18 protein-coding genes and 1 CRISPR repeat array are annotated in these 24,952 nt (G+C 72.3%); of the genes, 3 read left to right on the top strand and 15 right to left on the bottom strand.

Annotated elements, in window-relative coordinates; translation table 11 throughout:
* Window positions 1-22: 22 nt before the first annotated feature.
* Window positions 23-1,381, bottom strand: coding sequence for a hypothetical protein (locus tag ACN28G_RS03340; RefSeq protein ID WP_421478395.1), 1,359 nt, complete (start codon window positions 1,379-1,381; stop codon window positions 23-25).
* 451 nt (window positions 1,382-1,832) lie between these two features.
* Between ACN28G_RS03340 and ACN28G_RS03335 the strand changes: the two genes are divergently transcribed.
* From ACN28G_RS03335 to ACN28G_RS03325, 3 genes are all read left to right on the top strand, one after another.
* A complete protein-coding gene (locus tag ACN28G_RS03335) occupies window positions 1,833-3,068 on the top strand; it encodes a helix-turn-helix domain-containing protein (protein WP_421478394.1) in 1,236 nt (411 codons plus the stop codon).
* A gap of 223 nt (window positions 3,069-3,291) precedes the next feature.
* Window positions 3,292-3,564: a CRISPR direct-repeat array (repeat unit 28 nt; unit sequence GGATCACCCCCGCGTGGGCGGGGAAGAG).
* Window positions 3,565-4,435: 871 nt separating this feature from the next.
* Entirely contained in the window at window positions 4,436-5,695 is a 1,260-nt protein-coding gene (locus tag ACN28G_RS03330) for an MFS transporter (protein WP_421478393.1), read from the top strand.
* Between the two features lie 73 nt (window positions 5,696-5,768).
* Window positions 5,769-6,698 (top strand): carbon-nitrogen hydrolase family protein, encoded by a 930-nt coding sequence (locus ACN28G_RS03325; RefSeq protein ID WP_421478392.1) that lies wholly within the window; start codon window positions 5,769-5,771, stop codon window positions 6,696-6,698.
* A gap of 39 nt (window positions 6,699-6,737) precedes the next feature.
* Here ACN28G_RS03325 and ACN28G_RS03320 read toward each other — a convergent pair whose 3' ends face one another.
* The 14 genes from ACN28G_RS03320 to ACN28G_RS03255 all read right to left on the bottom strand — a co-directional run bounded on the left by ACN28G_RS03320 (window position 6,738) and on the right by ACN28G_RS03255 (window position 24,793).
* Window positions 6,738-7,907: a GNAT family N-acetyltransferase gene (locus tag ACN28G_RS03320; RefSeq protein WP_421478391.1), complete on the bottom strand. Its 1,170-nt coding sequence runs from the start codon at window positions 7,905-7,907 to the stop codon at window positions 6,738-6,740.
* Window positions 7,897-9,258, bottom strand: a complete 1,362-nt coding sequence (locus ACN28G_RS03315) for a M20/M25/M40 family metallo-hydrolase (RefSeq protein ID WP_421478390.1) — start codon at window positions 9,256-9,258, stop codon at window positions 7,897-7,899. The genes ACN28G_RS03320 and ACN28G_RS03315 overlap by 11 nt, the downstream gene beginning before the upstream one ends.
* 22 nt (window positions 9,259-9,280) lie before the next feature.
* On the bottom strand, window positions 9,281-10,573 hold the full coding sequence (locus ACN28G_RS03310; protein ID WP_421478389.1) for an aminotransferase class I/II-fold pyridoxal phosphate-dependent enzyme: 1,293 nt from the start codon (window positions 10,571-10,573) through the stop codon (window positions 9,281-9,283).
* 5 nt (window positions 10,574-10,578) lie between these two features.
* A complete protein-coding gene (locus ACN28G_RS03305; protein WP_421478388.1) occupies window positions 10,579-11,409 on the bottom strand; it encodes a 2,3,4,5-tetrahydropyridine-2,6-dicarboxylate N-succinyltransferase in 831 nt (276 codons plus the stop codon).
* Window positions 11,406-12,659: a diaminopimelate decarboxylase gene (locus tag ACN28G_RS03300; RefSeq protein ID WP_421478387.1), complete on the bottom strand. Its 1,254-nt coding sequence runs from the start codon at window positions 12,657-12,659 to the stop codon at window positions 11,406-11,408. The genes ACN28G_RS03305 and ACN28G_RS03300 overlap by 4 nt, the downstream gene beginning before the upstream one ends.
* A 1-nt stretch (window position 12,660) precedes the next feature.
* Window positions 12,661-13,359, bottom strand: coding sequence for an oxin biosynthesis protein (locus tag ACN28G_RS03295; protein WP_091435361.1), 699 nt, complete (start codon window positions 13,357-13,359; stop codon window positions 12,661-12,663).
* Window positions 13,356-14,729 carry a hypothetical protein gene (locus ACN28G_RS03290; protein ID WP_421478386.1) on the bottom strand — a complete coding sequence of 458 codons (1,374 nt, stop codon included), beginning with the start codon at window positions 14,727-14,729 and terminating at the stop codon, window positions 13,356-13,358. The genes ACN28G_RS03295 and ACN28G_RS03290 overlap by 4 nt, the downstream gene beginning before the upstream one ends.
* Before the next feature lie 47 nt (window positions 14,730-14,776).
* Complete coding sequence (locus ACN28G_RS03285) at window positions 14,777-16,630, bottom strand: GNAT family N-acetyltransferase (protein WP_421478385.1); 1,854 nt, start codon at window positions 16,628-16,630, stop codon at window positions 14,777-14,779.
* Entirely contained in the window at window positions 16,627-18,237 is a 1,611-nt protein-coding gene (locus ACN28G_RS03280; RefSeq protein WP_421478384.1) for a GMC family oxidoreductase, read from the bottom strand. Before ACN28G_RS03280 ends, ACN28G_RS03285 begins: the two co-directional genes overlap by 4 nt.
* A 2-nt stretch (window positions 18,238-18,239) precedes the next feature.
* Entirely contained in the window at window positions 18,240-19,088 is an 849-nt protein-coding gene (locus ACN28G_RS03275) for a TauD/TfdA dioxygenase family protein (protein ID WP_421478383.1), read from the bottom strand.
* Between the two features lie 101 nt (window positions 19,089-19,189).
* Window positions 19,190-21,025, bottom strand: a complete 1,836-nt coding sequence (gene asnB / locus ACN28G_RS03270; protein ID WP_091435351.1) for an asparagine synthase (glutamine-hydrolyzing) — start codon at window positions 21,023-21,025, stop codon at window positions 19,190-19,192.
* 574 nt (window positions 21,026-21,599) lie between these two features.
* On the bottom strand, window positions 21,600-22,907 hold the full coding sequence (locus ACN28G_RS03265; protein WP_175440465.1) for an AMP-binding protein: 1,308 nt from the start codon (window positions 22,905-22,907) through the stop codon (window positions 21,600-21,602).
* Between the two features lie 150 nt (window positions 22,908-23,057).
* The gene (locus ACN28G_RS03260; protein ID WP_229688095.1) at window positions 23,058-23,741 is read right to left on the bottom strand and encodes a response regulator; all 684 of its coding nucleotides are present in this window, start codon (window positions 23,739-23,741) and stop codon (window positions 23,058-23,060) included.
* Entirely contained in the window at window positions 23,738-24,793 is a 1,056-nt protein-coding gene (locus ACN28G_RS03255; RefSeq protein WP_421478382.1) for a sensor histidine kinase, read from the bottom strand. Before ACN28G_RS03255 ends, ACN28G_RS03260 begins: the two co-directional genes overlap by 4 nt.
* Window positions 24,794-24,952 lie beyond the last annotated feature (159 nt).

Raw genomic sequence — 24,952 nt, 5'->3', positions numbered from 1 at the left:
CGTCCTGATCTGGCGGATGCCGTTACGCGCTCGGGGACTGCGTGGGTAGATTCTGAAGAAGCTCGTGAACCCGATTGTTGTTCTGGTGATCAGCGAGTTTGCTGGCGAGTTCACGAATGCGGCTGGTCACCCGGACCGAGTGGACGCTCGGTGCGAGATCGACCAGCCTGTTGCCCCATTCGCAGGCAGTATCAAGGTCCCCGGCGTGGGCGTGCGTGGTGGCGACGAGGGCGGTGTGCAGCACTCGCGTTCGGATGTTGGCGGTGGCGAGGGCCAGCGCACCGGGGGCATCGCGGAGCGCCTCCCGGTGCAGACCCAGGTCACTGAGACATCTGACGGTGGCCCCGGCGAGGTGGGCCGGGCTGAAGTACCCGGCCCATGACGGAACATCCTCGGCTGGCGCCTGATCGACGGCCCGTTCGGCTTTGGCGAGTGCCGCCCGACAGGAGCGCTTCTCGCCGGACCGACCGTAGGCGCTGGCGACGGTGGCGTAGAGCCGGACTTTCACTGCGGCGGGTGCGCGACCAGCCCCGTCGATCGCCGCCTGGGCCATCCGTACGGCGTCGTCAGCGTGCCCGAGATAGATGGCCTGAGTCGCCAGGTTGGCCAAAAGGTGAGCACCGAACAACCGGTCGTCGGCTGCCTTGGCCAGCCGAAGGGCGAGGGTGATCTGGTGTTGAGCAAAGCCCTGGTCGCCTGCGTCGTAGGACATGAAGGCCAACTGACCGGCGAGCACGGCGGCAGCGCGCATGAGATCACGGCCGACGGCGTCACAGTACGTGCCGTGCAGCATCGGGGTGACCTGCCGGACGAGGAGGTCGGCCAGGAGCGTCCGAGCACTCCGGGAACCGCCGCCGTGGCGTCGGTCCAGGTCGGTGAAGCGGTCTGCCAGCACGTACAGGGCTTGCACGTCGGCCCTGGTGACGGCATCCCGACCGCTGCGATTCACTGTCCGGTCAGGAGTGTCGTAACGCCACGAAAGAGCGGACTGCAACGCGGCACCGGCCTGGAAAGCCTTCCCGGCGCGGCCGCCCGGCTGCTTGGCGAGCATCGCCCAGAGCCGCTGAGCCGCTTCGATCGCCTGTGTGACAGATGCCGGATAGGCGGCGTCAGCGCAGGGGCCGGCTTCGGTGAAACCCAACTGATCACGGTCCACCGGACGGCCGATTCTGCGAGCCAGTACCTCGACCATGACAGCTTGCACGTCCTTGGCGGGGCGTCTCCCCCGCAACCACCAGTAGACGCTGGCGGCGTCGTACCGCCATGAGCCGTAGGCGCGACCTGCGTGGTTGACCTGACGGGCGAAGGTGGCGTGAGCGTTCTGGTAATCGGCTTCGCGCAGTAGTGCCTCAAGACCCGAGTTCGTGACCGGCCGCGCCATACCCCGCACCCCCAGAAGTCGGGTGACTACCAACGGTGATCAGCGTACGGGCTGCTTCGGTTCCGGATGGACCCCGCGCAATGCCACGCAACCCGAGGCGGATCGAAGCATCGGTGCGCAAGGCACGCCATCTGGTCGGGCGATCAACCGCCGGCTTCGCTGACAGCAGGAGCCCACGAGCACGTAGGCGGCCGTTGAATATCCAGTCCAGAGGGAGTGCCGATGTGGTCAGGCCGCGAGTGCGGAACTACATGATCATGGGTGCGATCAGCAACCGGGAAGAGATGTACGCATACGCCCGCCAACAGATCGAGGACGCCGACTCGATCCTCACCAATCACCGTACGACGGGTTTGGACCTGTGCACCTGCGGTCGGCCGCATCCCTGCGATGAGCGGCAACGGGGACTGCGACAGCGTGACCACTATGAACGTATTGCGGGTAGGCAACCATGACCGGACACGAGCGATTTTCGTCGGATGGGAACCCGCAGGGCGAGTTGCCGATCGGGCGGCGGGTGGCGCGATGGCGGGTACGGCGGCGGATGTCGCAGCAGGTGTTCGCGGACCGGCTCGGGAAATCGAAGAGTTGGGTCGACAAGGTCGAGCGGGGTGTCCGGGCGCTGGACCGGATGTCGGTGATCCACGAGGTCGCCGGGGTGCTCCGCATCGACTCGGCGGTGCTGCTCGGCGGGGACACCCGGGCGCGGTCGGCCGCCGTCCCGCTGGTCGCCGACGTGGACGACGCGCGGGCGGCTCTCACCCGGTACGCGGTCTTCGCTCCGGACGGAGTCGACCGGCCCGCACCTCCGGTGGCGGAGGTGGGGCGGCAGGTGAGGCACGCCTGGCTGACGTACCAACATGCCGGCTACCCGCAGGTGTTGCGGCTGCTGCCGCGCCTGCTGGACGTCACCCGGCGGCTGCCCGCCGACGATCCGGCGCGGCGTTCGGCGTTGCGGGTGCAGGCGTACCGGATTGCCGCGTCATCGTTGGTCAAGCTCGGTGACGTGGAGGGTGCCTGGCTGGCCGCCGACCGGGCGGTGGCGATGGCGGGCGACGATCCGGTGCTGGCGGCCACGGCGGTGGTGTCGCTCGGTGAGGTGCTGCGGGCGGCGGGGCGGGGTCGGCTGGCGGTGGCGACGACGCTCGCCGCAGCGCACCGGATCGCGCCGGCCGTGCCCGGCCAGGGACCGCCGGAAGCCCTGGCGGTCGGTGGGTCGCTGCTGCTCCAGGCCGCCCTCGCCGCCGCCGGTCGCAGTGACCCGCGCGGCGTCGCGGAGCTGGTCGGGCAGGCCACCGAGATCGCGGTACGCCTCGGCGACGGCGACGACCACCATCAGCTCGCGTTCGGACCGACCGTGGTGGCGCTGGCCCGAGTGGCGGCGGCCGTCGAGCTGGGCGAGCCCGCCGAGGCGGTACGCGGCCACGAGCAGGTAACCAGGGAGCCTCACTGGCAGCGGCTGCCGCCCGAGCACCGGGCCGCGTACCTGCTCGATATGGCACGGGCGTACCTGGATCTGGGTGACCTCGCCGGAGCAGGGCGGATGCTGGTCGAGGCGGACCGGACCGCGCCGACCGAGGTCCGGTGCCGACCGGTGGGCCGTACCCTGCTGGCCCGGATCGCCCGGGACGGCCCGGCGGTGGCCGGCGTGACCCGCCTGGCGATGCTGATCGGCCTGACCCCATAACGACCGGCCCTGCAGAGGCGGGATCATCCCCGCGTGGGCGGGGAAGAGGCGGGCGAGAGCCGGTAGCTGACGTCCACCGGGGGATCACCCCCGCGTGGGCGGGGAAGAGCGGCCCGGGGGCGGGGTATCCCCCCTATGTCCGGGATCACCCCCGCGTGGGGCGGGGAAGAGGTAGCGCGGGCGGGGAAGAGGCCAGTGCCAGCAAGGACCCGCGCGTAATCGCCGGATCACCCCCGCGTGGGCGGGGAAGAGACTGGGTCCGGCGACTCCGCGCCTCGCTGACCGGGATCACCCCCGCGTGGGCGGGGAAGAGCCGGAGACGTCGGTCGGCTTCGACCAGGTGGAGGGATCACCCCCGCGTGGGCGGGGAAGAGGAGGATGAGCGCCATCGGATCCAGTCCGAGGCCGGATCACCCCCGCGTGGGCGGGGAAGAGTGGTTCGCCACCAGACCCGAGGCCGAGTTGAACGGATCACCCCCGCGTGGGCGGGGAAGAGGCTTCCTGACCTGGGGCGCTAAAGATCAAGTTCCTCGTTTTCATTCACTTTGCTGCCCAAGATCGCCTCCTAGGTCAACCGTGGTGACAGGCTGCAGAAGACCGGAAGGCCGGCCGCGAACTCACCACATTACTGGGGACGAGTAGCCGACGGCACACACGCTTCGCCCTGACGATCCTCAATCGGTCCCTCGTCCTTGGGAAGGAGCGGGCCGCAGGGACGACTGCGCCGGCTCACCTCGTACTGCCGCGCGGCCGGCCGGGAACGAGCGCAGCTTCCGGATCCGACACGTCACGGGTGTGACGCCAAGTAGCAGCCAGGGGAATCTGCCGTCACGGATGCCCCACAACAACCGGGAAACAGTCCCCACGAGCACCCCCGAGACCACTACAACAAGGAAGTTGCCCCCGATGGCGGGGTGGAGGCAGTCCTGACGGATGGGGATCGTCAACGCGATGGGCGTCTTCGGGAGGTGAGGCGCGCCGACGTGCCCGTCACGCCGGAGGCATGGCGCAGGACCCGCAGAGAACGCGACGAGTACGACTGCCCTGAGGCCCCCAGAGGTGGTCCGCTCCAGCAAACTCGAAACACTTCTGAAACAGGCCGTGAGCTGGCGGAATGCGCGGCGGGTGTGATTCAGGACTCACCCCTGTTGTCACACATCCGACCGTTGCGCAGGCCGCCGGCGCGAAGGCAGCAGGTCGGAGCAGGGGTGCCGGCACAGGCGTGGACGCCGCGCCCGGTGGCGGCGATCCGACGGGCTCCGGGAGACCTCGGAAAACCCTACAATGCACGCTGGTCGATACGCTCGGTGACGGTGGGGCCGGTCTCACGGATCGGGCGGCGCACCGTGGACGGAAGGACGCGCGCCATGGCCGAATCGGACCCCGCAGGCTCGCCCGGGACCCTGCGGACCCTGCGTACGCTCCCCCGCCCGGTGGTCGTGCTGCTCGTCGGGATCGCGGTCAACCGGATGGGCGCGTTCCTCGCCATCTTCCTGATCCTGTACCTGACCAGCCTCGGTTTCAGCCCCGCCGCGGCGGGCGTGGTGCTCACCCTCTACGGGGTGGGCTCGATCGGGGGGGTCTTCGCCGGTGGCCTGCTCTCCGACCGGATCGGCCCCCGGCAGGTGATCATCGGCTCCACACTGTTGTCCAGTGTGGCCGTGGCCGCCATCGCCTTCGAGACGCGCTACACCTGGCTGATGGTGACCAGTCTGGCCGCCGGGGTGCTGACCGCCGCGTACCGGCCGGCCGCCGCCGCGATGCTGGCCGAGCTGACCCCGCTGCACCGGCTCGTCACCACCACCGCCGCCAGCCGGCTCGGGCTCAACGTGGGCGCGACCCTGGGGCCGCTGATCGGGGCCTGGCTGGCGACCCACTCGTACACCGCGGTGTTTCTGGTGAACGCGGGCACCGCGCTCACCTTCGGCCTGGTGACGATCTTCCTGCTGCCCGACGTCCGGGCCGCCGCGCACGCCGGCGACCCGGCGCGACCGGCCACCTCGGACGCCGCACCGGAAGCCGGCGGGCGGGGGATGCTGCACGACCGTCGGTACCTCGCGGTGCTGGTGGCGATGTTCGCCACCGCCCTCGCCGAGATCCAGTACCAGGTCATCCTGCCGTTGCACCTGGGCGAGCAGGGGCACCCGGTGTCGCTCTACGGCACCATCATCGCCCTGAACGGGGCCATCATCATCGCCCTGGAACTGCCGCTCACCCGGACCGTGCAGCGGCTGCCGATCCGCACCGCCATCGCCGTCGGCTCGCTCTGCATCGGGCTGGGCCTGGCCGTGTTCGGGTTCGCCGGGGGCATCTGGGTCTTCGTCGTGGGCGCGCTCATCTGGACCTTCGGGGAGATCGTCAACGCGCCCTCGCTGAACGCGTACCCGGCGATGGCCGCACCGGTGCAGCTACGCGGCCGGTACATCGGGGCGCTCTCGGCGGTGCAGTCCGCCGGGTACGCCTTCGGTCCGCTGATCGGTACCACCCTGTTCCAGTTCTTCGGGCGGGCCGCCTGGGCGGTCTGCGCCGTGCTCGGGGTGATCGCCTTCGGCGCCCTCTGGTACGGCGTGCAGAACCGCTTCACCGCCGTCGCCCCGACCGTGGTGAAGGCCCCGGCCACCACCTGAGACGGCCGGTGACGGTCGCCCCGACCGGCTGAAGCCGGGGGTCTCCTCGGAGCATCCTGGGTAACGTCCGGGTGTGAGTACCCCTGCGGCGGCCCGGATCGACGCCCATTCCACCCCGACGACCCTGGTGGCGCAGACCGACCCGGCAAGCCTGCGCGCGGTGCCGGTGGCTCCGGTCCGGGTGGCCGCCGGGCAGGCCGGCCTGGCCCCGCTGGACGTACCGGCGAACGTGGCCACCGCCGCGCGGCTGGTGGCTCGGGCGGGGGACGCCGGGGCTGCGCTGCTCGTCCTGCCGGAACTGTTCCTGACCGGGTACGACCTGCCGGCGATCGTCGGGGAGCCGCGGCGGTACCCGTTGGGTCCGGACGACCCCCGGCTCGACGTGCTCGCCGCCGCCTGCGCGCGGGCGCGTACCGCTGTCGTGGTCGGCGCGCCGGTTCGCGACCCCGAGCGGGGAACCCTGCACATCTCGGTGGTCGTGCTGGGCCGCGACGGTGCCCGGCTGGGCCGGTACGACAAGCAGCACCTGGACGCGGCGGAACGGGCGGCCGGCTTCACCCCCGGGGCGGCGGGGTGCACGCTGGCCCTCGACGGCTGGCGACTCGGGCTCGGCATCTGCTGGGACGCCAGCTTCCCCGGGCACGCGCTGTCCGCCGCGCTGGACGGCTGCCAGGCGTACCTGGTCTCGGCGATGTTCGACCGGGGTGCCGGGGTGCGCAAGCGGGCGGTGCTCGGGCCGGCCCGCGCCTTCGACAACGCCGGGTACGTGGTGGTGGCCAACCACTGTGCCCGCAGCGGCCCGTACGACGGTTGCGGGGGCAGCGGTGCTTGGGGCCCGGACGGGGGCCTGCTGGCCGACGCCGGGCTCGACGATCCGGGGCTGGCCGTCGTACCGCTGGACCCGGCGGCTGTCGCCCGCGCCCGCGCGGGTGACCTGCCGCTGGCCGACCCCTCGCTGGACGCCCAGCACGGCCGCCCCCGCGAGCTGATCACCGTCGACTGAGCCGGCGGTCGTGGGCGGTTTGGAAGGGGCCCTTCTACATCAGAAAGCGTTAACAGGGGGCCCTTCCTTACAGATGCCGGCTTCTACGGCTTGGGGGAAGGGGCGGGTGAGGGCGTCGCGCCAGGACGGCTCCAGGGGGTGCGGGGGCAGCACCGTGGACCAGAGGCCGTGCACCTGGGCGCCGCGTAGCACCTTGCCCTGGTAGCTGCCGGCGCCGAGGGCCACCGCCCGCCGGCCGGTGGCCAGGGCGTGCCGGATCGGGGCGTAGACGGCGAGGTTGAAGTACGCGAAGGGGGCCGCGTCCGGGCCGAAGCCGGCGGCCCGAGAGTAGAGGGTGTCGCCGTGGGCGTAGCAGAGGGTGAAGCCGTTGATCCGGCCGTCGCGTTCGTCGGTGAAGACCACGCTGCCGGCACCGAGGTACTTGTCCTGGAGGGCGAAGTACTGCCCGGTCTCCTCGTCGGTGATCGTCGCGCCGAACTTGCGCTGGTGCGCGCCGAGCAGCGGGGCCACCTCGGTGAGCACGTCGGCGAGCAGGTGCTGGCCGATGCGCGATCCGGCGGCGGTGAAGCCGTCGACCTCCTTGCGCAGCTTGCTGCGGCGGGCGCTGGGGAAGCGGGCCAGGTAGTCGGCGAAGTCGGTCTCCCCGCCGTCGAGCGGGATCACCGCCTCCGCCGAGGTGGCCACGACGGGTGCGGTGCCGCCCCAGCTCCGGCAGACCTCCTCGGCGGCCTCCTTCGGCAGGTACATGAAGACCGTGCTGCGGGCCCCCCACCTGGCGGCCAGTTCCCGGCAGCGGTCCAGGATCGCCCGGCGTACCTCGGCCTGCGCGTCGGCGTCGAGCCGGGCGTCGAGCAGCAGTTCGCCGTGGTAGCCGCTGCAGCCGCCCACCAGCAGCACCGGGAACCAGCGTTCGGCCGCGCCGGCCGGGTCGACGTGCGGGGCGAGGAACATGTTGACCGGGTCGTACCAGGTGGTGAAGCGGGTCGGCACCTCGGTCATCAGGTTGGTCACCACCGCGCCGACCAGCGTGCCGTCGGCGTCGTACGCCAGCACGTAGCGGGTGGGCAGGTCGAAGTACTCCTCGGCCCAGTGCAGCCAGCCGTGGGTCTGGTAGAGCGAGGCCCCGGCCGAGAGCGCCGCCCACTCCTGCGGTGGGAGGTCGGCGATCGTCGACACCTCGGTCAGCCGGGGGTACGGGTCAGCGGGCATGCGGGTGGCTCCGTCCGGACAGGAAGCTGTGGTAGCAGTCGGCCCCGAAATCCAGGGCGGCCAGTGAGATCCGTTCGTCGGCCTGGTGCAGGCGGTCGCGGTAGCCGGCCCCGGCCGGCAGCGGCAGCCATCCGTAGCAGGCGATGCCGAGCTGGCTGAAGAGCCGGGCGTCGGTGGAGGCCGTGGTCAGCACCGGCAGCGGCACCCCGGCCGGGTCGTGCGCCCGCAGCGCGGCCACCAGCCGGTCGTAGCAGCCGTCCAGCCGGGGCGCGGGCGAGATCTCACCCTCGACGAAGAGGTCCAGCCGCGCGTCGGGGCCGGTCCGGGCCCGCAGCTGGTCCATGAAGGACTGAGTGGGGTACGCCCCGGGCAGCACCCGCCCGTCGACGGTGACGGTCAGCTCGGCGGGGTGCACGTTGGGGCCGGTGCCGCCCTCGACCCCGGTGACGGCGACCGTGTGCCGTACCACCGACCGCAGGTAGCGGGCGGTCTCCTCGGGCAGCCCGTCCAGGGTGCCCGGGTCGGTCGGGGCGGCGTGGAAGGCGGCGATCCGGTCGCCCATGGCTGCCGGCAGGGCGCGGGCCAGCTCGTCGAGCATCCGGTGCGTCACCGGGGTCAGCTCGACGTCGAGCCCGCCGCTGGAGACCGCCGCCAGGAACCGGGTGAGCTGCCCGACGGCCGAGCCCGTGGCGGCGACCCGGGAGGCGTGCCCGCCCGGCCCCCGGAAGGTCACCCGCACCCAGCAGGTCCGCTTCTCGGCGACCACCACCGGGTGCAGTCGGGCGTGGCCGCCGAGCCCCAGCTCCGCGCCGCCGTCCTCGCCGACGGCGGACCGCACCCCGGCGAAGAGGTGGGCGTACTCCCGGACCAGCAGCCGCGCGCCGACGTCGCTGCCGGTCTCCTCGTCGGACACCACGGCGAGAATGATGTCACCCGGCGGTGACTGACCGTGCGCCCGCATCCGCAGCAGCGCGGCCAGCATCATCGCCAGTTGGCCCTTCATGTCGACCGCGCCCCGGCCCCAGAGTTCACCGTCGACGATCTCACCGGCGAAGGGCGGCCGGGTCCACGGCTGGCCGGCCACCGGCACCACGTCGACGTGGGCGTGCAGCAGCAGCGGTGGCTCCAGGCCCCGGCCGGGCAGCCGCGCCACCAGGTTCGGCCGCTGCGGGTCGACGCCGACCAGCCGGGTCTCCAGGCCGGCCCCGGCGAGCAGGTCACGGATCCAGGTGACGCAGGCGGCCTCCGCGCCGGGCGGGTTGGTGGTGTCGAAGCGGACCAGCCGTTGGGCGATGGCCACCGGATCGACACCGGTGTCGACGGCCTCGGGCACCTGTTCACCGACGATCATCGGTCGTCCTCCTCGATGCGGGTCACGTCAGGCCCGCCCGTAGCCGGGTCAATGCCACCTCGGTCCGGGCCTCGTCGTGCACGAGCGCCACCCGCAGGTGACCGGCGCCCGGATTGCTCCCGGCAGCGGTGTCGACGCCCGGGTCTTTCCCGGCGGCAGCCGGATTGCTCCCGGCGGCGGTGTCGACGGCGAGGTAGCGGCCGGGCATGACGGTCAGCGCCTGGTCCCGCCAGAGCCGGCGGGTGGTCCCGGGGTCGTCGGGTACCGGCAGCCAGAGGAAGAAGCCGGCACCCGGTCGCCGGTAGCCGGGCAGGTCCTTGAGCAGCTCGTCGGCGGTGTCCCAGTTGCGGGCCAGGGCGGCGCGGGCCCGGGCGACGTGGGTGTCGTCGGACCAGAGCGCGGCGGAGACGGCACAGACCGGGCGGGGCAGCGACACCCCGCAGGTGCGGTTGTACTCGGCGTAGGCCGCCACGGTGTGCCGGTCGCCCACGACGAAGCCGCTGCGCAGGCCGGGCGCTCCGGAGCGTTTGGCGAGGGTGTGCAGCACCACGAAGGACAGCCCCGGGTCGGCGAGCGCCGCCGGGTCGGAGAGGAACCCGGCCGATGCGGTGCCGAGCCACAGGTCGACGTAGCACTCGTCGACCACCAGCACCGCGTCGGCCCGCCGGGCCACCTCGGCGGCGCGGGCGAGCTGCCCGGCGGTCAACGTCTCGCCGTCCGGGTTGCCGGGATGGCAGACCACCACCGCCGCCACCCGTCCCGCCCCGGCGGCGACCGCCGCGGCCAGCGCGTCCACCGGATCGGCCAGCCCCGACCCGTCGTCCGCCGGCCCGTCGTCCACCGGGCCGGGGTAGCAGAGCGGTCGGGCGCCGGCGGCCTCGGTGCCGGCCAGGTAGGTCGGGTAGCCGGGGTTCGGTAGCACCACCACCGGGTCGGTCACCCCGCGTGCCCGGGCCCGCCGGACGGCCTGGGCGATCACCACCGCCAGCGCCTGCTTGCTGCCCGGCGTCGGCTCCACCGCCAACCCGGCGTCCGCCGCCAGCTCCGCGTCCGTCATCAGCCCCGCGTCCGCCGGTTCACCGAAGGACCCGCCGAACCGCCGCGCCAACCAACCGAGGTACGCCGTCCGCAGCTCCGCCGAACCACCCAGCTCCGGATAGCGGGTCCAGCCGTCCACGGCGTCCAACGCGGCGACGTCCAGCGGCGGTTCGACCAGCCGGGCCTCCCCCAGGTGCAGCGGGATCGGGTCCACCCCCGCCGGGGCGGGCACGTCGCGCAGGAGGTCCCGCAGTCGGGCGAACGGGCTCCGCGTCACCCGGATCAGTCCCGCACCAGGTCGTTCAGGGCGGTCTTGCCCCGGGTCCGCTCGTCGGCGTACTTGACGATGACGGCGGCGGCCAACGACAGCCCCGGCTGCTGGGCGACGGCCCGGCTGCCGGGCACCACGACGGCGTTCGGCGGCACCTCGCCGTAGCTCACCGCACCGCTGGCCCGGTCCACGATCGGGGTGGAACGGCCCAGGTAGACGCCCATCCCGAGGACCGCGCCGGCGCGTACCCGGACCCCCTCGGCGATCTCGCAGCGGGCGCCGACGAAGACGTCGTCCTCGATGACGACCGGCTGCTCACCGAGGGGTTCCAGCACGCCGCCGATGCCCGCGCCGCCGGAGATGTGGCAGCGCTGGCCGATCTGGGCGCAGGAGCCGATGGTGGCCCAGGTGTCCACCATCGTGCCCGCACCGACGTACGCGCCGACGTTGACGAAGGACGGCATCAGCACCGCGCCGGGGGCGATGTGGCTGCCGTACCGGACGACCGCGCCCGGGACCACCCGCAGCCGGGACTTCTCGAAGTCGTCGGCCGTCCAGGTCTCGAACTTCAACGGCACCTTGTCGTACGTCCTCGGCCGACCCGGGCCGGACTGCGCCATGAGGTTGGGATGGGTCAGGAAGGACAGCAGGATCACCTGCTTGGCATAGGCGTCGACGATCCACGTGTCGCCCTCCGGCCAGGCCGCGCGCAGCTCCCCCCGGTCCAGCCCGGCCAGCCCCGCCTCGACGTACGGCCGCAGTTCGGCCACCTCGTCCGGGGTGAGCCGGTCCCGCCGGGCGAAGGCCTGCTCGACGTACGTCCGGCTCTGTTCGTCAGTCACCTGGTGCTCTCCATGATCTTCGTGGGTGTCCAGCGCGCCGTGGCGAGGTAGTCGTCGAAGGTCTCCGCCCGACGGATCTCGACCACCTCGCCGGCCGCCGTCAGCAGCAGTTCGGCCGGCCGCAGCCGTCCGTTGTAGGTGAACCCCATCGCGTGCCCGTGCGCGCCGGTGTCGTGGATCAGCGCGATGTCCCCCTCGGCCGGGGCCGGCAGCAGCCGGTCGACGCCGAACTTGTCGTTGTTCTCGCAGAGCGAGCCGACCACGTCGACGAGCGTCTCGGGTCGGCCGGCGGCGTACGGCAGGCTGATGTGGTGGTACGCGCCGTAGTAGCCGGGCCGCATCAGCGCCGACATCGAGGCGTCCAGCCCGACGATGTCCTGCCCCTTGCGGCACCGGTTGACCACCTGGCTGACCAGTACGCCGTGCGGCCCGGTCAGGTACCGCCCGATCTCGGTGACGATCCGGGGCCGGTGGGTGGTGAAGGCCCCCCGCCGGGCGGCCAGGATCGCCGAGGCGTACGCCCGGATGTCGATCGGCCGCTCGGTCGGCCGGTACGGGATGCCGAGGCCGCCGCCGATGTTGACGTACTCCAGTTCGATGCCGGTCTCGGCGGCGATCCGCGCACCCAGCTCGACCACCTCGACGGCGGCCCGGACCGCCCGCTCCAGGTTGAGCTCGTTGGCGCAGATCATCCCGTGGATGCCGAACCGGCGTACCCCCCGGCGGTGGGCGGCCCGGTAGGCGTCGGCCAGCTCGGCCAGCGGCACCCCGAACTTGGAGTGGGTGGCGCTGCCCATCAGGGCCGAGCCGGCGGCGGTGCCGTGCGGCGCGACCCGGAAGGCGACCAGCTCCGGCAGCCGGTCCACCTTGTCCAGCAGGGACCGGTCGTCGAAGGTGATCAACGCGCCGGCCTTGAGCGCCGACTCGTACTCGGCGACCGTGGTGTTGTTGGAGGTGAAGACCACGTCGTCGGCGCGGGCCCCGAGCCGTTCGGCCAGCTCCAGCTCGACCGGGGAGGCGCAGTCCAGACCACTGCCCTCGGCGAGCAGGGTGCGCAGCACGGTCGGGTTGGGCAGCGCCTTGACCGCGAAGTACTGCCGGTACGGCGCACCGTCGAAGGCCGCCACCAGCTCCCGGTGGGTGTCGACGATGCCCCGCTCGTCGTAGATGTGGAAGGGGGTCGGGTAGGTCTCGACCACCGCCGGCAGCACCGGCAGCAGCCGGGCGGCGAACTCCTGCGAGATCGGCATGTCAGGGCACCCGGGCGACGCAGATGGTCCGGTTGCGCAGCCCGCTGATCGGCCGCAGGTACGGGAAGTAGTAGCTCTCCACCGGCACCAGGCCGGCCCGGGCCAGCTCCTGGCCCAGGTACTCCCGGGAGACGAACCAGAACCCGGCCACCCGCTCGTGCGGGGCGTAGTCGGCCGCCGGGTCGTACGGTGCGTCGTTGGAGAGCACCACGTACGCCCCGGAGCGCAACCCCAGCCCGGTCAGCTGCGCCAGCGCCGGGGTGACCGTCTCCTCGGCGGTGAAGACGTGGCCGAGGAACCCGTCGGCGTAGAGCAGGTCGGTGCCGGCCAGGTCGGCCGGGGTCAGGTCGAAGTAGTCGGCCACGAAGGCGTCCACCCCCCGGCCCCGGGTGAGCGCGACCGCCTCGTCGTTGAAGTCGATCGCCCGTACCGTCCGGTCCAGGGCCACCAGGTCGCCCTCGACGAAGCCGTTGCCGCAGCCGAGGGAGAAGACGGCCGCGCCCGGTGCGGTCAACGACAGCAGCTTGAGGGTCATGTGCGACCGGTACTCCGGCACGTAGGTGGAGGGGGTGACCGAGTCGTTGAACGCCCGGCCCCGCTCCCAGATGGCGTAGATGGTGCCCTCGGCCTGCCCGTCGACCGAACGGTGCGTGCGGTAGTACTCGCGGACCTGCTCCAGGTGCTGCTCGACCTTGATCACTGCTGGTTCTCCCCGTCGGCCGTGGCGATCGTGGTGTGCGACTGTCCGTACTCGACCGAGCCGGCCGGTCGCCGGCGCAGCGCGTCGACGAGGGCCCGCAGCGGTGCCGGGTTGGCCGGCCCGTAGTCGTGGTGCAGCCGACCGGCCAGCTCGGCGTCCCCGGAGAGCAGGAAGTCGGCAAGCACCCGGGCCAGCGACCGCAGCCCGGCCACCACCTGGCTGTGCCCGCCGACCAGCCGGGCCCCGTCGGTCTCCAGCGCACCGACCTGCACCAGGTACGACAGCTGCAGGTACATGCCGTCGCTGTCCGGGAAGTGGCCCAGCCCCCGGCTGACGTAGCGCAGGCACTCGGCCAGGTAGTAGGCGATCACGTCGGCCGGGGTCAGGGCGAGACGTTCGGCCCAGACCTCGGCGAGGATCAGGATGCCGAAGACGTCGGCGGCGACCTCCTGGAGCACCACCGAGGCCCACCGGTCGGCGGCGTTGAGCTCCTTGAAGGAGGTCGCCGGTCGCTGCACGAAGTGCCCGAACTCGTGGCTGAGCACGCCGAGCGTGCCGATGGTGGCGAACCGCTCGTCGTCGAGGTCGACCGGGGTGTCCAGGGTGAGCAGGTCGGCGGCGAGCGGCCCGGAGACCCCCCGCACCAGCGCCCGGTGCACGTTGGCGAAGTAGTAGGTCTTCTTGAACGGCGAGTACTTGACGCCCTCGTCCTCCGGCAGGAAGTACGCGATGTGCTTGGGGTGCAGGTCACCCTCGCCGGCCATGAAGAACAGCTGCGCCGCGCCGAACGCCGGCAGGTCACCCAGGCGCAGGTCGGCGTGGAGCCGCCCGAGGTACGGCGGGACGTCCGGCAGGAACTCCAGCGCCCGGTCCACGTCGGCCTGCCGCTGGTCGTCACGACGGCAGGCGAACGCCGTCGGCAGACCCCGGATGTCCTTGCCGTACCAGGTGGAAACCTGCCCGGCGACCAGGGTGACCTCCTCGACCAGGCCGGTCAGCTCCTTGAGGATCTCGTCGGTGTAGCCGTGCTCGACCGCGTCGGCGCGCAGCGACGCGGCCCGCCGGTCGGCCTCGGCCGGCAGCAGCCCGGCGACCCGGCGCAGCGCCGCCGCGGTGACCGCCGGGTCGGCCAACCGCCGGGGTACGGCGATGCCGTGCTCCTTGGCCCCGGCCCACTCGGCCTCGATCGCGGTACGCAGCCCGGCCAGCGCGGTGGGGAAGTCGGCGTCCAGCTGCGGGGTGGCCGGGGCGAGGTCCAGCCCGATCGGTCGGTAGCTTGCCGTCGGCGGCCAGAAGGCGCCCCGGTGGTCGCGGTACCGGCCGGCGCGGGTGAGGTTGTCGGCGTAGTCGAAGCGGTCGGTGTCAGGCACGCTGGTGTCCCTTCTCAAGGCGCGGAACGGCCCGCTGGTGCGGTGTCTCAGGCGACGGTGAAGAGCCGGTTCTCCTGCTCCCACTGCCGCACGAGGGCGTGGTCGGCGGCCAGGACGTCGACGTCCGGGTGGGTCATGAAGACGATGCCGGGGCTGGAGAAGAGGTCGTTGGTGCGGTAGACCCGGTCGCCCGGTCGGGGGGCCCGCTGCAACCAGGTACGGCTGCGCAGGCTGGCCAGCAGCTCGGCGTAGTGCGACTCGACCACCACGCCGTCGACGGTGGAGATGAACTGCACCTGCCAGAGCGGGGCGGCGTGGCCGGGCCGGCTGTCGGCGTACCGGGGCACGAAGCCGGGCCCCTCGACGACGATCTCGGTGACCAGGTCGAGCATGCTCGCGCCGACGGCGTGCGCGGCGGCCGGCCGGTTCAGCCCGCCGGAGATCCGGGAGGCGCACTCCACCAGGGTCGGGCCGTCCGGGCCGACCATCAGCTCGGTGTGGTGGGCGCCGTAGCTGACCCCGAGCGCGTCGAGCACCCCGTGCACGTAGTCGACGAGTTCCTTCTGCTCGGGCTGGGTGGGGTCGAACAGGACACTACGGTCGTAGATCCAGCCGCCGCCGGGCACCCGGATCTTGTCGGTGCGCCAGATCTCGGTGACCACGTGCCGGCCGTCGCCGCTGATCCCGTTGACGAAGTACTCCTGCCCGGTCAGGAAGCGTTGGGCGACCAGGGTGTCGTTGCGGTTGCCGAGCTGGTCGACCGCGCCGTGCAGGCGCTGGAAGGCCCCGGTCAGCTCCCCGGCGTCGGCGCAGAACGTCACCGAGTCGGTGCCGGCGCTGGCCGGCGGCTTGAGCACCACCGGCCACGAGCCGCCGCCGGCCCAGTCGAGCAGCCCGGCCAGGTCGTGTGCCAGGTAGTGGTCCATGCTGCGCAGGCCGGCCGCCTTCAACCGGTTGTGCATCTCGTACTTGTGGCGTCGGGCGGCGCTGCTCTGTGGGGAGTTGCCGGGCAGGCCGAGCGCCTCGGCGAGCAGGTCGGCCAGGGCGACGCCGCTCTCCGAGCCGGGCAGCACCGCCGCCGGTCGGTACCGGGCCAGCACGTCGGTCAGCGCGCCGAGGTCACCGAGGTAGCCGTACCTGTCGATCCAGGCGGTGGAGTCGAAGCTGGCCAGGAAGTACGGCGGCAGGTCGGGGCTGCTCTGCACGTGTACGCAGTCCCAGCCGCGTTCGCGCAGCAACCCCGGCAGCTGTGCCCCGGAGGAGTAGCCGTCGACCACCACCAGCACCGGGCGCGGTGTCGTGTCCATCCCTGACCCCTGTTCCTGTCCGGCCCCCGGCGGATCGAGGGCCTTCTCCATGAAGATGCTGAGCGGGTCGTCGGAGTAGTCGCCGAAGCGTCCCCGCTCGACGTAGCCGAGTCGCCGGTACAACGCGATCGCCTCGGGTTGGTCCGGCCCGGTCTCCAGCCGGACGGTGCCCACCCCGGCGGCCCGGACCCGCTGCTCCAGCGCGGCGAGGATCCGGGCACCGACCCCCCGGCGACGCACGCCGGGCTCGACGAACATCCGCTTCACCTCGGCGTACGCCCCGGCACCGGCCCGCTCGGCACGATCCGCACCGTCGGCGAGGGTGCCGGCGGCGGGCTCGGGCAGCACCACCGCGCCGCAACCCAGCAGCGCACCGGTTGCCGCGTCGCGGGCGACCAGGAAGGCCACCGAGGGGGCGCGCAGCTCGGCCACCGGCAGCAGGTGCACGCTCTCCGGCGGGTACAGCGAGTGGGCGTACTCCTCGGAGCGCCGCAGCAGGGCGGCGACCTCGGCGTCGTCCGGGTCACCCGGCCCGACGGTGACCCCGGCGCTTTCCGGGTCACCCGGCCCGACGGTGACCGGGGCGCCGGTCACCGGGCGGCCCCCGCCCGGTGGTCCTGCCGGACCAGCGCCGCGCCCTTCTCGCCGATCATCATGCTGGCCGCGTTGGTGTTGCCGGAGATCATGGTCGGCATCACCGAGGCGTCGATCACCCGCAACCCGGCCAGCCCCCGCACCCGCAGCCGCTCGTCGACCACCGCGCCGGGGTCGTCGCCCATCCGGCAGGTGCCCACCGGATGGTACGAGGTGTCCCCCCGCTCCCGGGCGTACGCCAGCAGTTCGTCGTCGGTGCGGACGTCCGGACCGGGCTGGGTCTCGAACTCCCGGTAGGCGTCCAGCGGCGCGCCCTCGACGATCCGCCGGGCGATCCGCATGCCGGCCAGCAGGGTGGCCCGGTCCACCTCGGTGTCGAGGAACCGGGGCCGGATCGCCGGCGGCTGCTCCGGATCGGCGCTGCGGATGTGGATGGAGCCCTTCGACTCCGGGCGCAGCGGGTACACCCCGACGGTCATCCCGGGCCGGGTGTCCAGCCGCCGGGTGGAGCCCGCGCCGTAGCTGGCCGGGGCGAAGTGGAACTGCACGTCCGGCCGGTCCAGCGTGTCGCTGGTGCGCACGAAGCCGTGCCCGAGGGCGATCGGGAGGCTGAGCAGGCCGCGGCGGGTGCCCAGGTAGCGCAGCACCTCGCCGGCCAGGCGTACGCCCCGGGAGCGTTCGTTGAAGGTGATCGGCTGCCGGACCCGCCACCGCAGCCGGGCCGCGAAGTGGTCCCGGAAGTTCTCCCCCACCCCGGGCAGGTGGTGCACCACCGGCACCCCGGCGTTGCGCAGCACCTCCGCCGGGCCGACGCCGGAGAGTTCCAGCAGTTGCGGGGACTGCACCGTGCCGGCGCTGACGATCACCTCCCGGCCGCAGTCGGCGGTGTGCTCCGCGCCGCCGTGCCGGTAGGTCACCCCCACGCAGCGGGTGCCGTCGAAGCGGAGCCGGCCGACGTGCGCGCCGGTCAGCACGGTGAGGTTGGGCCGCTGCCGGGCCGGCCGCAGGTACCCGCCCAGCGCCGACGACCGCCGCCCACCGTCGTGGTTGACCTGGTAGTAGCCGAACCCCTCCTGGTCGCCGGAGTTGTAGTCCGGGTTCTCCGGGTAACCGGCCTTGCCGGCGGCGGTCAGGAACGCGTCGCAGAGCTCGTCGCGTTCGCGGGGCAACCCCACCGCGATCGGCCCGGACCGGCCCCGGCTGTCCCCGCCGATCCCGGCCACCCGTTCCATGCTCCGGAAGTACGGCAGCACCCCCTCCCACGACCACCCGGGATTGCCCAGCGCCGCCCAGTCGTCGTAGTCCTGGCGCTGGCCGCGTACGAAGATCATGCCGTTGATGGCGTTCGATCCGCCGAGCAGCCGGCCCCGCGGGATGCGCAGGCTCCGCCCGCCGATGGTCGGGTCCGCCTCGGTGTCGAAGCACCAGTCGTAGCGTGGGTTGCCCATCAGGATCGTCTCGGCGGCCGGGATGGACAGCAGCGGACTGCGTCGCTGTCGGCCGGACTCCAGCAGCAGCACGCTCACCGTCGGGTCCTCGGTGAGCCGGCCGGCCAGCACGCAGCCCGCCGCGCCGGCACCGACGACCACATAGTCGTACGTCGCCATGATCAGGCCGGGATCGGGCGGTCGGTGGCGATGGTGGTCCGGTGCAGCAGCCGGCGGTGCGCCACGTCGTTGTAGTAGGTGGCCCGGTGCATGGCGCCCCGGTTGTCCCAGAGCACGATGTCGCCCGGCCGCCACTGGTGGCGGTAGGTGAACCGGGGCTGCACGGCGAACTCCTGGATGAAGGTGACCAGCGGGGCGCTCTCGTGCACCGGCAGCCCCTCGATGCGCCACGGCACGTTGCCGCCGGCGTAGAGCGCCTTGCGGCCGCTCACCTCGTGCCGACGCACGATCGGGTGCGACACGTCCACCCACTCGGCCCGTTCCTGCTCGGTCGGTGCCGGCCGGTCCGGGTAGTTGTACGGCCGGGACTGGACCCGGCTGATCACCACCCGCAGGTCCTCGATGCGTTCCTTGACCCGCTCGGGCAGCGCCTCGTAGGCGGCGTACATGTTGGCGTACCAGGTGTCGCCGCCGACCGGCGGCACCTCGATGGCGTAGAGCATCGAGCCGACCGGCGGGTTGGTCAGGTAGTGGCCGTCGGTGTGCCAGACCCGCCCGCTGTACGCCGAGCCGATCGGCTTGCCGTCGCGGGTCAGGTTGGACAGCAGCAGGATCTCGGGGTGCTCGACGTCGTTGAACTGCGAACGGGTGTACGCGAAGACCTCACCGAAGCGCCGGGTGAAGGCGATGTGCTGCTCCGGGGTCAGCTTCTGGTCACGGAAGAGCAGGACGGCGGTGTCCATCCAGGCCTGGTGGATGCGGGCGAAGTCGCGGTCGGAGATGTCGCCGGTGACATCGATGCCACGGACCTCGGTGCCGACGCCCTCGGCGAGGGGGACCAGTTCGAGCATCAGACTGCCTGCCTTTCGTCTGGCGGTGCGTCAGGGGCGTGGGTGCCGTCCGGCTTGGTGGCCACCGTCGGGGTGGCCCTCCGGCCCGGTGGCCGGGGTCGTCACGGCAGCGCCACCTTGTTCTCCTCGATCCAGGCCCGCAGCTCCACGAGCTGGATGAGCAGGTGCGCCGGGCTCGCCCCGCCCGGCAGTTCGGAGTCCATCCGGCCGGCGGTGATCTGCCGGATCAGGCCGTTGAGCCGGGCGGTGTCGAACATCGCGCGCAGCGACGAGGCCGGGTCGTTGACGATCCAGGTCGCCTCCCGGATCAGCGCCTCGTCGTAGCGCGGGCTCTGCACGTGCGGGTAGGCGCTCTTGCGCCGGTTGACGGTGCCCGGCGGGAGCAGGTCGGCCATGGCCGCCTTGAGCAGCCCCTTCACCCCGCCGGCCGACTTCATCGACCACGGCACGTTCCACAGGTACTCCACCAGCCGGTGGTCGCAGAACGGCACCCGTACCTCCAGGCCGTGGGCCATGCTCATGCGTTCCTTGCGGTCCAGGATCACCGCGAGCGGCCCGGCCATGCCGAGGTAGAAGACCTCCCGCATCCGGGCGTCCGCCGGGTCCTCCCCGGGCAGCCTCGGCACCTGGCCGAGCAGGTCGTGGTACCGGTCCCGCTCGTCGGCCGCCGGCCGCACCACGTCGCGCAGCTCGGGGGCGAGGTAGTCGACCAGCCGGGGTCCGTCGCCGATCCAGGGGAAGGTGTCGCGCTCCAGCCGGTCGGCCTTGAAGAAGTACGGGTACCCGCCGAGGAACTCGTCGGCCGCCTCCCCGGTCAGCGCCACCACGCTGCGCTCGCGCATCTGCTGGAAGATCAGGTACATCGAGGCGTCGAACTGGCCCCAGCCGGGCAGACCCCGGGCCCGACGGGTAGCCGGGATCGCGGCCAGCAGGTCCTCGACGCTGGCGGTCAGGGTGTGGTGGCGGGTGCCGAGGAACTCGGCCGCCGCCGCCGCGTACGGCGCGTCCACGTCCGGGCGCAGCTCGGTCGGGGTGAAGTGCGACGGGTCGCTGGCGAACTCGACGCAGTACGTGTCGAGCCGCTGCCCACCACCGCCGAGCAGCTGCGCCGCCAGTGCCGCGACGGAGGTCGAGTCGACCCCGCCGGAGAGCATCGCGCCGCCCGGCACCCCGGTGGCCAGTTGCCGGCCGACGCTCTCCTCCAGCAGTTCCCGGACGTGCGCGGCGGTCTTGTCGAACGAGTCGTGGTGCGGTGCGCTGGTCAGCTCCCAGTACCGCCGACTGGTGGTGCCCTCGGCGGTGCAGCCGAGCAGCTCGGCCGGGGCCAGCTCACGCAGCCCCACCAGCGGGGTCTCCCCCGCCCGGGTCAGCCGTGGCTGGAGCACGATGGGCAGCGCGGCCAGCTCCAGTCGCGCGGTGACCAACGGGTGGGTCAGGACCGCCGTGGGCTCGGAGGCGAACACGACACCGTCGGCGTACCGGTGGTAGTAGAGGGGTTTGAGTCCGAGCCGGTCCCGGGCCAGCAGGAGCCGGCGGTGCCGGCCGTCCCAGACGGCGACGGTGAACATGCCGTCGAGCTGCTCGACGAAGCGCTCCCCGTGTCGCAGGTACGTCTCCAGCAGGATCTCCGGAGTGGACTCGGCCCGACGTCGGGTGCCGGCCGCCTCGACCGCCCGGCGCAGCTCACGGAGGTTGTAGATCGGCCCGGCGTGCACCAGCGTCACCGCCGCGTCGCCGAACTCCACCCGGGCCAGGTTCCCGGAGCCACCGGGCGCCCCGGTGTCCAACCCCCGGTAGCCGAGGCCGGCGTGGGCCGACATCCAGACACCGGCACTGTCCGGACCGCGATCACGCATCGTCCCGGTCATGGCCCGCAGAATGCTCGACCGCGTACCGATATCTCGGCGGAAGTCGATCCAGCCGGCAATTCCACTCATGCGTTGATCTCCCGTACCCGCGCGGTCGTCGGACATTCGCCCGGCGGCACTGCCGAGTCAAGAATCGGCCCCAGAGAAGTCTTCAAAAATGGCGGCACCGCGCCTGCGGCCGTACCACCATGGCACCGACCAGCCCCGACGCATCGAGGCCATGCGCCGGAAACACGTTCGTAAAATAGCTCCGACTGATTGGCTGGTCGATCCGTTCCGGGCCACGACACTGCAGTTGACCTGCAAAAACACCACCACGTCGGATGAATGTGCAATGCCGCATCCCGGAACGAACTCATAATGACCGTCGTCGGTACGCAGCACAAGTAGCCAAAAAGCCAGGTACCGCATCCTGGGACAGCCGCGACCGAGTCGGACGTAAGCGCAGGCCAACGGCCAGATGCGAGTGGAACCCGCCACCCCAACCTGGCCGGAAATACACTTCACCGACGAACGAAACAATCCATCCCGGACGCATCCACCATCCACCCACCGGACACAACAGACACCCACCCCACCGGCCGGCGCCCGGCGATCATGATGTTGTTGCCGCGACACGCCGCTGGTCGGATGGGCCGTCCGGTCAGCTCCCGGTGCTGGCCGGTCCGACCAGGCTGAACCGCTGCTCCGCCACCTGCCGGGCCAGCAACCCGGTGCGGAACATGAGGCTGCCCGGCGCCGCGCCGGACGGGTCGGGCAGGAACCGGCCCATGGTCAGCTCGGGCCGGTCCAGGTAGCCGGCGGCCAGCGGGGTGCCCGCGAGGTACAGCTCACCGACCTGTCCCCGGGGGACCGACGCGAGGTGCCCGTCCAGCACGCACCCCCGGGTCTGCGGCAACGGCGTCAGCTCACCGGTCGCCGGGTCCACGGTCGCAGCCAGCATCGTGGTCTCGGCGAAGCCGAACACCTGGATCTCGTCGACCGATCCGTCGGCCCGTTCGACGCGCAACCGCCACCGGGCCGGGACCGGCCCGGTGGCCGACGACCGGTCGCCGTCGGCGGGCAACGCCAGCTCCGCCCCGGTGAGCAACGCGCGCAACGCCACCACCAGGGTCGTCGTCGCATCCAGCGGCGCCAACGGCAGGAGCCGGTCGCCGCAACCCAGCCGGGGCAGCCCGCAGCCGCCGGCGAGCCAGGCGAGTTGCTGGCCGCGCCACACCACCCCGGTGCCGTCCGGCGAGGCCGACACGACCAGGGCCGCCTCCGCCGGGGCCCCGCCGGTCACCGGTGCGCTCGCCGGGGTGGCCACCCTCCCACCGGTCCCGGCGGCCTGCTCCGTGGTGCCCCAGGCGTGCCAGGTGCTCCCGGTCGGGCCCGACCAGTGGCAGCGGGCCTCCGGCCACCAGGGCGGCACGCAGGGCGTACCGGCCGGGGCCAGCACCAGGTCGGGCCGGACGGCCCGCACCGCCTCGCCGGTGGCCTCCGGCGACCCGCCTTCGGCCAGCACACAGGTGGCCCCGGCGACCAGTACCGCGACCACGACGACGACCAGGTCCGCGGGCGGTCGCCCGACGACGGCTACCCGTCCACCCGGGCCGACGCCGGCCTCGCCGAGGCGTGCGGCCAGCTCCTCGACGTGCTCCCAGAGCTGGCGGTAGGTCATCCGCAGTGCTCCTGCGGAGAGCGCGACGGCATCCGGCTGCTCCCCGGCGGCCTTGGCCAACAGCCCGACCAGCTCGTGGCCGGCCGACTGCGGTGCCTGCCCACCACCGCTGCGCGTCGCCGCCGCGTGGTGCAGCTCCGCCACGTGGCGACCACAGGCGGCGAGGGTGCCCGCGAAGGGGACGACCCGCCAGCCCCGGGGAGGTCGTCGACCGATCGGCCAGACCGCGAACTCCCTGGCCTCGGTGGCCACGAGTTGGACGTAGCGGAGCTCCTCTCGCCCGAACATGTGCTGCTCCCAGAAGTGCGGACCCGGACAACGGCATGGACGACGGCGGTCGGCGAGGATCCGGCAACACCCGCGACACCTCGTCGACATCCGACCCCACCGAAGCTAGCCAGCTCCGGTCACACCCCGGTCATACCCGCCGGGCCGCCCTCAGAAGACGGTGGGATGGTCGTCCATCGGCTTGATCAGCCGGGCGGCCGTGGCCTTACGGATGGCGTCCACCCGGGACACGGCGTGCAGCTTGGCGTAGATGTTGGTCAGGTGCCGCTTGACGGTCGCCTCGGTGATGAACAACCGGCTGGCGATCTGCGCGTTGCTCATCGCCTCCGCGATGAGCCGGAGCACCTCCAGCTCCCGGGCGGTCAGCGGGGTGCCCGTGGTGCGCGGCTTCTGCCGGTCCAGCCGTTCCACGGTCTCCCGAGAGACCGCCAGCAGGACGCTCTGGCTGGGGCGGCGGACCACCGACCGGACCGCGGCGATCAGGTCGTCCCGCAGGATCGTCTTGAGCAGGTACGCGACCGCGCCGGCCTCCAGCAACTCGTGCACCATGTCCGGGTCGTCGTGCATCGTCAGCACGATCACCCGGGTCTCCGGCGCCACCTGCCGGGCCTGGCGGATGACGGCCCGTGCACCCGGACCGGGCATCTCCACGTCGAGCAGCAGCACCTCGGGGCGCAGCCGGGCCACCATGGCCAGCGCCTCGGGGCCGGACGACGCCTCGCCCACCACCGCGAACTCCGGCTCGGTGGAGAGCATCTCGCGGATGCCGTCACGCAACAGGTTGTGGTCGTCGGCCAGGCACACCCTGATCTGCGACCGTACGGGAATGCTCACAGCCCTGCCTCGGAGAACGGGATTCGCACCTCGACGCGGGTACCGCTGCCGGGCGCACTGGTCAGGGTCAGGACGCCGTGCAACAACAGCGCCCGTTCGTACATCGAGGGCAGGCCGCCCCGGGCCCGGTCGGGGTCACCGGTGTCGAACCCGGCCCCGTCGTCGACCACCGCGGCGGCGACCGCGTCGTCACCCACGTCGATGGAGAGCTCCAGCCGGCCGGGGTCGGCGTGCCGCAACGCGTTACGGGCCGCCTCCCGCATGATCAGATAGAGCTCCTCCGACACGTCGGGCGGGAGCGCCTTGACGTCGCCGGTGGTGGTCACCGAGAACTGCACCGATGTCGGCGCGTTGGCCTCCAGGTAGGCACGCAGGGTGCGCTCCAGGCCGTACTCGCCGACCGAGCGGCGCAGCTCGGCGGAGAGGGTCCGCACCGTGCGCAGCGCCTCGTCCAGCGACTCGATGGCCGCGTCGACCTTCGCCCGGGCCTGCGCCGGATCGCGGTCGGCGTAGTGCCGGTGCAGGTCCAGCCGGTGCAGGGTCAGGCCCATCTCGTGCAGCACCCGGTCGTGCAGCTCCCGGGCGATCCGGGTCCGTTCCTCCTGCCGGGAGGCCTGGAGCTTCTCCATCAGAAACCCCACATAGGACAGTGAGGCCAACGCGACCCGGGCCATGATGGCCTCGTGCAGCGCCCGGCTGAGCCGGAGCGCGGCGGCGCTGTCGGTGGGAGGCAGGTCGCGGGTGAGGATCCGCAGCATGACCTCGAAGAGGGTGGTCGCCGCGCGCAGCGACTGCACCGGGTGGATGCCCCGGCGGGCCCGGTCGGCGCCGATGTCGACGTTGAAGAGTCGGGACTCACCTACCAGCTCCACCGAGGTCGCGTCGGCACCGGAGAGGCGGGCCTCGATGTCGTCGAGCACCGACTGGACCTGGATCGCGAGCTGCGCCACGACCTCGGGGCCGGTGACCAGCTCGTTGCCCTGCCGACGGAGCGAATCCTGGAAAGCGGCGACAATTTCCCGTGCCGTTGAGGACAACTCGACCTCACCCACAGGTCCCATTTCATGTGGTTTCCCCATGGATCCCCCCTGTCACGCCCGAGATTACCACAGGTAGCGCGTGGGCCGCGCAGATTAGATCATGGCCGCTGGCACCACAAGGTCCAGCGGCCACAGTCGACGATACGCGTGTTTCCAAGGCGGCACGGAAGT

Source organism: Micromonospora sp. WMMA1923 (genome assembly GCF_049179195.1).
Taxonomy (GTDB): Bacteria; Actinomycetota; Actinomycetes; order Mycobacteriales; family Micromonosporaceae; genus Micromonospora; species Micromonospora yangpuensis.
This window is presented reverse-complemented; position numbering and strand designations above follow the sequence as displayed.

What these genes read in the sequence shown, in the direction of transcription:
- ACN28G_RS03335 (WP_421478394.1), top strand. Translation starts at nt 1,833, where the DNA reads ATGACCGGACACGAGCGATTTTCGTCGGATGGGAACCCGCAGGGCGAG.
- ACN28G_RS03320 (WP_421478391.1), bottom strand. Translation starts at nt 7,907, where the DNA reads ATGCCCGCTGACCCGTACCCCCGGCTGACCGAGGTGTCGACGATCGCC.
- ACN28G_RS03280 (WP_421478384.1), bottom strand. Translation starts at nt 18,237, where the DNA reads ATGGCGACGTACGACTATGTGGTCGTCGGTGCCGGCGCGGCGGGCTGC.
- ACN28G_RS03275 (WP_421478383.1), bottom strand. Translation starts at nt 19,088, where the DNA reads ATGCTCGAACTGGTCCCCCTCGCCGAGGGCGTCGGCACCGAGGTCCGT.
- asnB (WP_091435351.1), bottom strand. Translation starts at nt 21,025, where the DNA reads ATGAGTGGAATTGCCGGCTGGATCGACTTCCGCCGAGATATCGGTACG.
- ACN28G_RS03300 (WP_421478387.1), bottom strand. Translation starts at nt 12,659, where the DNA reads ATGCCGATCTCGCAGGAGTTCGCCGCCCGGCTGCTGCCGGTGCTGCCG.
- ACN28G_RS03340 (WP_421478395.1), bottom strand. Translation starts at nt 1,381, where the DNA reads ATGGCGCGGCCGGTCACGAACTCGGGTCTTGAGGCACTACTGCGCGAA.
- ACN28G_RS03315 (WP_421478390.1), bottom strand. Translation starts at nt 9,258, where the DNA reads ATGATCGTCGGTGAACAGGTGCCCGAGGCCGTCGACACCGGTGTCGAT.
- ACN28G_RS03265 (WP_175440465.1), bottom strand. Translation starts at nt 22,907, where the DNA reads ATGTTCGGGCGAGAGGAGCTCCGCTACGTCCAACTCGTGGCCACCGAG.
- ACN28G_RS03330 (WP_421478393.1), top strand. Translation starts at nt 4,436, where the DNA reads ATGGCCGAATCGGACCCCGCAGGCTCGCCCGGGACCCTGCGGACCCTG.